General features: G+C 59.8%; 2 protein-coding genes. Both read left to right on the top strand.

The features are described 5' to 3' along the window. The first annotated feature begins 531 nt into the window (after positions 1–531). Positions 532–11118 (top strand): non-ribosomal peptide synthetase, encoded by a 10587-nt coding sequence (locus M5C56_RS31025; RefSeq protein WP_247263475.1) that lies wholly within the window; start codon positions 532–534, stop codon positions 11116–11118. Continuing rightward, a complete protein-coding gene (locus M5C56_RS31020) occupies positions 11115–12272 on the top strand; it encodes an FAD-dependent monooxygenase (RefSeq protein WP_103498413.1) in 1158 nt (385 codons plus the stop codon). The genes M5C56_RS31025 and M5C56_RS31020 overlap by 4 nt, the downstream gene beginning before the upstream one ends. The last annotated feature ends 60 nt before the right edge of the window (positions 12273–12332 follow it).

Genomic DNA, 12332 nt, shown 5'->3' with positions numbered 1-12332 from the left:
CTTGGATTTGCTCGGCCTGGATAGTGGAAAAGTACCTTTCATCTCCTAGGGCACGACGGCAAAAGTAAGGAATTACTGCGCAAGAAAGCGGCGAGTCTAATTCCTGCTGCAATAGTGAGCCTCCAGCGTAAGTGGATGCCAGACTTGGAAGGCAGAAATACAGTGAATATAGATACCCGTATCAAGTTCCGCCATTTCTGCTGAATCAACTATGCAGCATGTCCCCGTTTTCCGGTGCAGATTTATCCCCCCCTGTAAATGTCTAATAATATCAAGTTGATCATTTCCAGTTATGGCTGCGCCTGTGTTTTGGAGTCCAGTGACTTCGTTACTCACCCGCTGGTACTTTACGTGAATGATATCGGCTGCTGAAGCCAGCCTTAGACCACAATGCCATCATGGTCAACTCGCTGTGATTACCGAACAAACAGACCGTCAATTGCACATACCGATCCTCTCCTATTCCCTGACTTTTCACGGCCGATTCATTGGCTGTTGACGAGCTTAAGTGACTTGAATGCAGGCGCCAATATGACCTCCGCTGACTTGCCAATGTGCGACAATGAAAGTCCAGGCTTTGAACTCACTTCCCCTCAACAAGGCGTCTGGTTTGACCAGATCGCAAACCCAGAGCTGCCCTACTACAACATCGGCATGGTCCTTGAGATCAAGGGTGAACTGGATATTCCACTGTTCGAGAAAGCGTTCCAGCTGGTCGTGGATCGCCATGAGTCCTTGCGTCTGGTTCTCAGTGTGCAGGGCGGGAATGTACGTCAACGCGTAATGCCTTACGTCAAGGCGAAGCTGAGCGTTGTCGAGTTTTCTGGCGAACAGGCCTCCGAGGAACATGTAAAGGCGTACCTGCAAGAGGCTTTTCGTCAGCCGTTCAGCCTGCTGGGCGAGGTGCTTTGGGAAGCCAGGCTCGTGCGCTGCGGGCCGGGTCGGTATTACTGCCAGCATCGCTACCACCACCTTATAGGTGATGGCGTCACGGTCTATTTACTCGTTCATGCTGTCGCGGATGCTTATAACGGCCTACTGCGTGACGATCACAATCCACCTCAAGGGAACTCTTATCTCTCGTTTCTCGCAGAGGATCGAGCCTATCTGGAATCGACCCGCTTCGAACGTGACAAGACTTTCTGGAAAGAGCTGTATGCCGAGCTGCCGCCCCCTTTGCTGCAGCCGCGTATTGCGGTTGCCGACAACCGCCTAGCGCCCAGCGCGCTGAGCCAGATGATGATTCCCCGGGTTCTGTTCAATGAACTTGCGCGGTTTGCAAGCGGTAAGGGCCTGTCACTCCCCCATATTTTCATGAGCATCATCGGCACTTACTTCTGCCGTACCACCGGCGTCGACTCCATCGTGATCGGCATGCCGGTCCACAACCGGACAACGGCTTACCAGAAGAACACGGCGGGCATGTTTTCTTCCCTGAATCCCATCCGTCTCGAAGTGGCCCCCCAGGCTTCGTTTCTGGAACTGATGCAGACGACTTCCGCCAAGTTGCGCCGCAGCTACCGACATCAACGCTTTCCGATAGCAGAACTTAACCGGATTTTGAAACTGGGCCAGGCGGGCCGTCGGCAACTGTTTGACCTGTCACTGTCGTTTGAGAGTCTCGACGGAGATGTGGTATTCGGGGACAGCCCGATCGAAGTATTCCCCCAGTACAGCGGGTATGAGCGCCTGCCGCTGGCGATTTTCGTGTGTGACTATAATCCGAGCGAAGACGTTTATCTGGACTTCAACTTCAATACGGCGTTTTTCACGCTGGAAGAAGTGCAGCAGATTCAAACACGCATTCTTTCAATGCTCACCCACGTGATCGAACGACAAGACACACCGGTTTCGCACTTTCCGATCATGCCGATGGTCGAACAGCAACAGGTGCTGCAGACATTCAACGCCACTGAACACCTGTACTCTCAAGACGGACTCATTCACACCCGCTTCGAGCAACAGGCAGAACGCCAACCGGACGCCTGCGCCGTCAGCGACCATAACGGCAAGGCGCTGACTTACTCCGAACTGAACCGCGAAGCCAACCAACTGGCGCATCATCTGATCAATCTGGGCATCGGCCCGGATGATCGGGTCGCCATCTGCGTCGAACGTGGGCCACAGATGATTATCGGCCTGTTGGGGATTCTCAAGGCGGGCGCAGGTTATGTGCCGCTGGACCCTGTCTACCCCGCCGTACGTCTGGCCTATCTGCTGCAAAACAGCTCACCGGCCGCGGTGCTGGTACAGGCCGCGACAGCGGACGTGCTGTCGCTCGGTTCACTGCCCGTCATCCATCTGGACGATGCCGCTTTGCAGGCGCAATCCGTCCAGAATCCGCACGTGCCGGGACTGAACGCTTCGCATCTAGCCTACGTGATCTACACCTCAGGCTCCACCGGTTTGCCAAAAGGCGTGCAGGTCGAGCATCGCAACGTGGCCCGCCTGTTCTCGGCCACCGATGCGTGGTTTGGCTTCAGCGCAGATGACGTCTGGGCACTGTTCCACTCGTTTGCTTTCGACTTCTCGGTCTGGGAAATCTGGGGCGCGCTGGTTCACGGCGGGCAGTTGCTGATCGTCCCGCAAATGGTCAGCCGCTCACCGCAGGAATGTTATGCGCTGATCTGCAACGTCGGGATCACGGTGCTCAACCAGACCCCTTCCGCCTTCCGCCAACTGATCGCCGCACAGGCTGACAGCCAGCAGGCGCACTCGTTGCGTCAAGTGATCTTTGGCGGCGAAGCGCTGGACACCGCAATCCTCAAGCCCTGGTACGCAAGGTCAGGCAACGCCGGGACGCAACTGGTGAACATGTACGGCATCACCGAAACCACGGTGCATGTGACGTATTACCCCTTGCAAGCCGCCGATGCCGAGCGAACGGGCGTCAGCCCGATTGGCCAACGAATAGCGGATTTGCAGCTTTATGTGCTCGACGCCCGCCGCGAGCCCGTGCCTCTGGGCGTGGCCGGTGAGTTGTATGTCGGTGGCGCCGGGGTGGCGCGTGGCTACCTGAATCGTCCCGAACTGAATGAAGAGCGCTTTCTCGCCAACCCGTTCAGCGAACAGCCCGGTGCCCGGCTGTACCGCACCGGCGATCTGGTGCGCTGGTCTGCTGACGGCAGCCTCGAGTACCTGGGGCGCAATGACGATCAGGTCAAGATCCGTGGTTTCCGTATCGAACTGGGTGAAATCGAAGCCCGTCTGGCCGGGCACGAGGCGGTAAAAGAAGCCGTGATCATGGCCCGTGAAGACGTGCCGGGCGACAAGCGCCTGGTGGCCTACTTCAGCGCTGATGCTGAAGTAGGCCCCGACGTACTGCGCAAACATTTGCAGGCGCAACTGCCGGACTACATGGTACCCGCGGCCTACGTGCGCCTTGAATCTCTGCCGCTGACCTCAAACGGCAAGCTGGATCGCAACGCCCTGCCCGCTCCCGGTCAATCATCGCTGGTCAGCCGCGAATACGAGTCGCCCATTGGCGACACCGAAACCGCCATCGCCACTATCTGGCAAGAACTGCTGGGCATCGATCAGGTGGGTCGCCATGACCACTTCTTCGAGCTGGGCGGGCATTCATTGCTGGCCGTCAAGCTGATAGAGCACATGCGTCAGATTGGCCTGAGGGCTGATGTTCGCGTGCTGTTCAGCCAGCCGACCCTGGCCGCCCTGGCCGCTGCCGTGGGCGGCGGCATGGAAGTCGTGGTACCTGCCAATCTGATCCCCGAGGACTGCAAACGCATTACCCCGGACATGCTGCCACTGGCGGACCTGACCCAGGACGCTATCGATCGCATCGTGGCCTCCGTGCCCGGGGGCGTGGCCAACGTGCAGGACATCTATGCCCTGGCGCCGCTGCAGGAAGGTATTCTTTACCACCACCTGCGCGCTGAGCGCGGTGATCCCTATGTCCTGAAATCAGTCTTTGCCTTCCAGGATCAAGCCTGCCTGGACGCATTCAGCCAGGCACTGCAACGGCTGATCCAGCGCCACGATATCCTTCGCACCGCCCTGCTCTGGGAAGGACTGGATGAATCAGTGCAAGTGGTGTGGCGTCAGGCCACCCTGGCCACCGAAACCCTTGACCTTGATCCGGCTCAAGGCGATATCTCCACGCAACTGCAGCACCGCTATGACCCGCGGCACTATCGCCTGGATCTGCGACAGGCACCGTTGATGCGGCTGGTCAGTGCCTACGATGCCCCCCGGCAGCGTATCGTCTCGCTGCTGCTGTGCCATCACCTGGTGCTCGACCACACCGCCCTGGAAGTGATGCGTGACGAAATACAGGCGCTGATGCTGGGTGAAGGCCATGACCTGCCGGCCTCGGTGCCGTACCGCAACTACGTGGCTCAGGCCCGTCTGGGCGTCAGCCTCGAAGCCCATGAAGCCTTCTTCCGCAACCTGCTCGGCGACATCGACGAGCCGACCCTGCCGTTCGACCTGCACGATGTGCAAGGCGACGGGAGCGGAATCGAAGAAGTGCATCACCGTATTGATAACACCTTGAGCCGACGCCTGCGCAAGCAGGCCCGGCTGTCCGGGGTCAGTGCAGCCAGCCTGATGCACCTGGCCTGGGCCCAGGTCGTCGGACGCTTTTCAGGACGCGATGTCGTCGTCTTCGGCACCGTCCTGATCGGTCGCATGAGCGGCTCGGCGGGCACAGACCGGGCGCTGGGCATGTTCATCAACACCTTGCCGATGCGCATCGACGTGGGTCATCAGGGGGCTCAGGCCAGCGTTCAAGCCACTCATGCACAGCTGTCCGCACTCCTCGAACATGAGCATGCCTCGCTGGCACTGGCGCAGCGCTGCAGCGCTGTGCCGAGCGACCTGCCCCTGTTCAGCGCCCTGCTCAACTACCGACACACTGACAGCGAAGCCTTGAGCAAGGAAGCCGGCGCAGTATGGGCAGGCATTCAAGTATTGAACGTCGAGGAACGCAGTAACTACCTGTTGACATTGAACGTGGACGACCTGGGGGAGGACTTCATACTCAACGCCCAGACCGTTGTCGAGATCGGTGCGCAGCGTGTCTGCAATTACCTGCAGGCCGCGCTGGAAAGCCTGGTCGAAGCACTTGAACATGCACCTCAGGCGCCCTTGCACAGCCTCTCGATCCTGCCGGAGCGGGAGCGCCAGCAACTGATGGTCGAGTTCAACGCCACTCGATTCGATTACCCGTTGGAGCAGACACTCCACGGGTTGTTCGAAGCCCAGGTCGAGCGCACGCCGCAAGCGGTCGCTGTGGTGCATGGCGATATCCGCCTGAGTTATCGCGAGCTGAATAACCGGGCCAACCAACTGGCGCATGACTTGCTCGATATCGGGGTAAAACCGGATGGTCGTGTGGCGATCTGCGCCGAACGTAGCGAGTCGATGGTCATTGGTTTGCTGGCGATCCTGAAAGCAGGCGGCAGTTATGTGCCGCTGGATCCGACTTATCCTGCGGACCGGATTGCCTACATGCTGCAGGACAGTGCTCCCGCTGCGGTCTTGGCTCAAAGCGCGACATTGAGTCTACTGTCGAACGTTTCGGTGCCGGTGATTGATCTGGAGCGTCAGTCATTGCCGGGTCAATCGGTTGCCAACCCACACGTGCCGGGCCTGACCTCGGCTCATCTGGCCTACGTGCTGTACACCTCCGGCTCCACCGGCACGCCCAAGGGCGTGATGAACGAGCACCGTGGCGTGGTCAATCGCCTGCTTTGGGCGCAAGACCACTACAGGGTGAATGAAACCGACCGTGTCCTGCAAAAGACCCCCTTCGGCTTCGACGTGTCGGTCTGGGAATTTTTCCTGCCCCTGCTGGCCGGTGCCCAGTTGCACATGGCACGGCCAGGCGGTCATCAGGATCCGGCCTATATCGCTCAAGTCATCCGTGAACACGGCATTACCCTGATGCACTTTGTGCCTTCGATGCTCGATGTCTTTCTGGAGTATGGCGACAACCAGGGCTTCAGTGACCTGCGGTGCGTGCTGTGCAGCGGTGAAGCGTTGCCCGGGCATCTGGTTCGCCGCTTCAAGGCGCAACTGCCGGACATCGCGCTGCACAATCTGTACGGCCCGACCGAAGCGGCCATCGACGTCACCGCCTGGGACTGCTCGGGCCCCGACACGCCCGACAGTACGCCGATCGGCAAACCGGTTGCCAACACCCGTATTTACCTGCTCGATGCCCATCAGCAGCCCGTCCCCCCGGGGGTCGCGGGAGAGATTTACATCGGTGGGGTTCAAGTGGCACGTGGTTATCTGAACCGTGCACAACTGACGGCTGAGCGTTTCCTCAGCGACCCGTTCAGCTACGACCCGAATGCCCGCCTCTACAGGACCGGCGACCTGGGCCGTTGGTTGGCCGACGGCACTGTCGAGTACCTGGGCCGTAATGACTTCCAGGTGAAGATCCGCGGCCTGCGCATCGAGCTGGGTGAGATCGAAGCCCATCTGCTGGCCTGCGAAGGTGTCAGGGATGTGGTGGTGATCGCTCGCCAGGAAACCGGAGGTGATACCTATCTGATCGGCTACCTGGTCAGCGCCAGCGGAAACGAGCTTTCAGCGCAGGCGCTGCAGGAGCATCTGCGCCAGCACGTCCCCGACTACATGGTGCCGAGGTATCTTGTTCAGCTGGAGCACTTCCCGCTCAATGCAAACGGCAAACTGGACCGCAAGGCCTTGCCCGAACCCGCACATACCCTGGGCAGCACCGACGCGACAGCGCCGTGCACGGCACTGGAACAGGCGCTGGCGCAGCTCTGGAAAGACAACCTGAAACGAGAGGTACTGGGCGTCCATGATAACTATTTCATGCTCGGCGGCGATTCCCTGAAGGTCATCCATCTACAGATCAAGGCGCGTGAGCAAGGCATGGCGTTCACGCTGACACAGATTTACCAGAACCCGACCATCGCTCAATTGGCTCGGCTTGTGAACGCGCAGCAGGCATCTTCATCGCAATGGCAGCCCGTAGAACATGTGAAGCCTTTTGCCCAAGTATCAGAAGACATCCGCTTGGCCAGCGAGGGCGTGTTCGATGAGGTGTTCGCGGCTTCGCAGCTCCAGGTCGGAATGATCTATCACTCGATGATGCACCCGGACTCGGCGATCTATCACGACATCTTTCGCTACCGGCTACGCCTTCGCTGGGATGCCGCGGCATGGAGCCAGGCGTGCAACGCATTGATCCGGCGTCATCCGGCCTTGCGCATGTCCTTTGATCTAAGCCACAGCGCAACGCCCATGGCTCGTGTGCATTCCACGGTCGTGTCGCCGGTGCAAGTCGTTGACGTCACCTCTCTGAGCCCTGCCGAGCGGGCACAGGCGGTTTCCACTTACGTTGAAGAGCGCAAGCGCCATCGTCAGGATTGGCATCAGGCTCCCCTGTATCAGTTCGGCGTATTCGTCGCGGCGGACGACATTGACCTGGTGTTCAGCTTTCACCACGCCATTCTCGACGGTTGGAGCGTCGCCACCCTGATGCGTGACCTGATCACACTCTACACCTCGGCGCCGGGGGCAGACGCTTTGCCCGCCCTGACCACCACGCCCGCCGACTTCATTGCCCTGGAGCAGGAGGCTGTGATGACGGATGAGCATCGTCTGTTCTGGAACGAATACCTGCGCGAGGCGCCTGCCGCGTCGATGACCAGTTGGGTCCATGCGGTCGCACCGGACCCTATAGCGCACCGCTCGGCCTACCGTGAAATGCCGGCGGCTGACCTGGCCCGGCTCGAGGCGTTCTGCAGAGCGCAGGATCTGCCGTTGCGCTCGGTCTTGCTGACGGCTCACGGCTTTGCACAAGCCATCATGTCCAACCAGAAAGAAGTGCTGTGCGGCATCATCAGCCACGGTCGGCCAGAGTTTGAGGATGCGGCCTCGATTCTGGGGCTGTTTCTCAACACCCTGCCCGTGCGTTTCAACACCCTGGGCCAGAGCTGGCTTGAGCTGGTCCGCCAATCGATTGCCCAGGAACAACAGGTGTTCACTCATCGGCGCTATCCGTTCGCGCTGATCCACCGCGAAACCGACGTAACCTTGAACGTGGTGTTCAACTATGTCGATTTTTATGTGCTCAATGACATGCTGGCCCAGGACGATGGAGTCCTCATTGACTGGGAAACGACCGAAGCCAGCAACTATGACCTGCTGACCACCATGGGTCGCCATCCGGGCAACGGCTCGTTGATTTTGAAGATGGACTACCGCACTGCCCGCGTCGCCGAAAGCCAGGTCCAGGCTTATACCGAATACCTGTTGCGCACACTGGCATTGATGATGGATGCGCCAGAGGCCAGCCCCTGCGTACCGGCATGGTCAGCTGTTCTCGAGCAGACCACGCCAGCCCCGGCCGCCACATCGGCTCATGACAATCTGGCGAGCCTGTTGCTGGACAGCTTTGCCCGCCATGACCAACAAACCGCCGTGAGTTTCGGCGGGGCCCGGCTATCGTACCGCCAGCTGAGAGACGCCAGTGCGCAGACGACAAGCTGGCTGCACCGGCACAAAATAGGCCAGGGAGACCGGGTTGCGCTCATGATGCCCCGCTCGCCTGATCTGATCGTGGCCTTGCTCGGTGTCATACAGTCTGGCGCCGCGTATGTACCGATTGACCTGAACTTCCCGGATGATCGCATCCGGCTGATTCTCGAAGATTCGCAGCCAAGCCTGGTACTGTTCGCCGACGCGTCTGAAAAGCGGCTGACATCGCTGGCGGAGCATGTACACAAGCGGCACTGGGACAGCGTGGTCGCCGGGTTCGACAACGATGCGGAGCGCTGCCATGAGCGGGTTGCCCTGCTCGCTGCGGGCATCGAGGCCGACGACAATGCTTACGTACTGTATACGTCGGGTTCGACAGGCCGTCCCAAAGGTGTGGCCATGCCACACCGCGCCTTGAGCAATCTGATCCTCTGGCAGAACCGCGAGCAGGCGCAGGGCATCGACCCGGCCGTCTCGTTGAAAACACTGCAATATTCATCCATCTCGTTCGACGTATCGTTCCAGGAAATTCTCTCGACCCTGTCCTGCGGCGCTGAACTGGTGATGATCGAAGAAGCATTGCGCTATGACTTCATCAAATTGTTGAAGTTGATCTGCGCGCAGCGGATCAACCGTCTGTTCCTGCCCTACGTCGCCTTTCAGGGACTGGCCGAAGTGGCCATGCAGTTGGGGATTCGCCCGGTATCGCTGCGTCGGATCAACGTGGCCGGTGAGCAGTTGAAGATCACCAGTGAGATCCGCGACCTGATTGCCGGCCTCGAAGAGTGTCAGGTGGAAAACCACTACGGGCCAACCGAGTCGCATGTGGTCACGCGCCTGAAGCTTGAAGGTGCCAGCGAAACCTGGCCGAGCATGCCGTCGATCGGTACGCCTGTAGACGGGGTACGCCTGCATGTTCTGGATGCGGCAGGTAATGCCTGCCAGGTCGGCGTCATAGGCGGACTGTTTATCGAAGGTCCTTGCCTGGCGAATGGCTACTGGGATCGATCCGATCTGACCGACGAACGTTTTGTCTATCGTCAACTGGAGGGCCAGACCCGCAGGCTATATGAAACCGGGGACATCGGGTTTTACCTGCCCTGGGGTGATCTGGTCTATCAAGGCCGTGGTGATGCCCAGGTCAAGATTCGCGGCTACCGCGTCGAGCTGGGCGAGATCGAGGTGGCCATGCTGGGCTCTGCCCGATTCGGCGCCGACATCCGGCAAGTCGCCGTTATCGACAAGCCTGCAAACGATGGCAGCCGTTACCTGGTGGGTTTTGTCCAGACGATGCCGGGGCGCATGCTGGATCTGGATCAACTCAAGGCAGAGATGCGCCTTGCATTGCCCGATTACATGGTGCCGAACACGCTGATCAGCATTGAGCAACTGCCACTGGGTCCCACCGGCAAGATCGACCGCCGGCAACTGCAAAAGGTCGAGATTCAAAACACCCTGCTGCGCCCCTTCACCGGGCCCCGAAATGCCACTGAAGACTTGTTGCAGGCTTATTGGCAGGAAGCCTTGGGCCTGGAGGAGATCAGTGTCCATGACAACTTCTTCGAGGTGGGCGGCAACTCGCTCAAAGCGGTGCAACTGGTAGCGAAGCTGGTCATGCATCAAGGTCTGGAGCCATCACTGTCCGACTTCATCCAGGCCCCGACCATCGCCGAATTCGCCCAAGTGCTGCAAAGGAGCGAAACCGGACACTCCGCTACTGGCGCGCTGGTGGACTTCAAGAACGCGCCTGGCAAGCCACCGGTGTTTCTCGTCCACCCTATAGGCGGCCACGTGCTGTGCTATGCCGCCCTGGCGCGCGTCCTCAAGGATCAGGTTAATCTTCTTGCGCTGCAGGCGCCGGGAACCTGGGACGCCCGAGAGCCGATCCCGTCGGTACACGGCCAGGCGAAGTATTACGCAGATGCCATCGAGCAGGTCGTACCGCACGGGGCGCTGAATATCGGTGGCTGGTCGTATGGCGGCGTCGTGGCGTATGAGCTGGCGAGCGAGTTGCAGCGTCGCGGGCGAGTTGTGCATAACGTGTTCCTGCTCGACACCATCGTGCGTATCAGTCAAGACCAGGTGCAGGTCGAACGCTCCGAGTTCATCAACTGGTTCATGTGGGAATTGCTCAGCGGCGACGGCCAGAAGGAATACGACTATCAGGCCCTGGACTTTTCCTCGATGAGCGATTCGCAAGCCTTCGCGGTGATCCGACAGCACGGCATCGATCAGGGCATTTTCGACGAAACCTTTACCGTGGCGACACTGGACCAACTGTTCCGGGTATTCCATGCCAACTGGCAAGGGATGCTGGAGTACCGTTTCCCGCCACGGGACTTGCCCGTGACCCTATTCGCGGCGGATGTAGAGCTGCCCGAAGTACTGCAAGGCCCCCACGAACTGGTGGGCACCGCCTTTAGCGATCCGTACCGCGGATGGCGCTCTGTTTCTCCTCGGGTACAGCGCATTGGCGTGGAAGGCGATCACCTGACGATGATGCGCGAACCCCATATCCAGCGGGTTGGCAAATTCATCAAGTTACACATGGACGCGGCCCTGACAGGAAACGCGGGCAACGGAGCCGGATTGACAGCTCCGTCAGACTTGAATGGCTTGCTACAGGTGAAAACAGCATGACAGAACCCAGGAAAGCTATCGTGGCAGGCGCCGGTGTCGGCGGCCTGACCGCGGGCATCGCACTGCAACGCACGGGATGGCAGGTCAAGGTCTTCGAAGCGGCTCAAACGCTGCGCACCGGCGGCACCGGCTTGTCCATCATGGCCAATGCCATGGCGGCGCTGCATTCGATCGGTGCCCATGCTCCGGTCGAACAGGCTGGCCAGGAGATCCGCCAGTTCTTTTTCAAGAAACCGGGTGGCGAGCCCATCACCAGCATCCCCATTCATGAGATAGGCGAGCAACTGGGCTACCCCAGTATCAGTATCCAGCGGCCCTTGCTGCTGCGTGCGCTGGCGCAGCAGCTCGCCCCCGACACGCTGGTAACGGGTGTGCGCTGCACGGGTTATACCAACCACGCCAATGGCGTGACGGTGCGCTTCGAAGACGGCAGTACCGACGAGGCTGACCTGCTGATTGGCGCCGACGGTCTCAACTCGGTTATCCGCCGACAGATGTTGGGCGAGACGCCCATACGATCCTCAGGCTATATCGCCTGGCTGGCGGTAACGCCGTTCAGTCACCCGGTCATGACTGAAGGCTACGTGGCGCACTACTGGGGCCGCGGCAAGCGCTTCGGGCTTTGCAGCGTGGGCGACGGCCATGCTTATTGGTGGGGGACCTGTAACCATGAAAACGCCTCGCACGACGCCTTGAGCATCAACAAACAGGAAGTGCTCGACGCCTATGCCGGCTGGGCGCCGGAAGTCCGTGCCGCGATCGAGGCGACGCCCGACGATGTCATATTGAAAATGCATGCCCGGGATCGCCAGCCCGTGGAGCAGTTCTGCGACGGGCATGTGGCGCTGTTGGGCGACGCGGCTCATCCGATGTTGCCGAGCCTGGGTCAAGGGGCGGCGCAGGCTATCGAAGACGCCGTAGTACTGGCTGATCGATTGGCGAGAACGTCTGACCTGCGCGCCGCGCTGGCGGAGTACGAGGCGTATCGGCATCCCCGCGCCAACGGAATCGTCAACGCCGCGCGCTTCATGAGCGGCATCGAACAGGCCGAGTCGAGCATCGCCTGCTGGCTTCGCGACTGGTACATGCGCCTGACGCCCAAGAGCAGCCTGCACAAGAAAAATATCGACATCCTGTCGTTCAAGCTCTGCTGAACGAGTGACATCGCCCATCCGTTAAATCTGCGGGGAGTTGCTGTAGGGAAAACCCCGCCA

The sequence above is a fragment of the Pseudomonas sp. MWU13-2862 genome, assembly GCF_023242495.1.
Lineage (GTDB): Bacteria > Pseudomonadota > Gammaproteobacteria > Pseudomonadales > Pseudomonadaceae > Aquipseudomonas > Aquipseudomonas gingeri_D.
This window is presented reverse-complemented; position numbering and strand designations above follow the sequence as displayed.

Bases quoted from the DNA above. Each gene is read 5' to 3' on its own strand.
- M5C56_RS31025 (WP_247263475.1), top strand. From the start codon at position 532: ATGACCTCCGCTGACTTGCCAATGTGCGACAATGAAAGTCCAGGCTTT.
- M5C56_RS31020 (WP_103498413.1), top strand. From the start codon at position 11,115: ATGACAGAACCCAGGAAAGCTATCGTGGCAGGCGCCGGTGTCGGCGGC.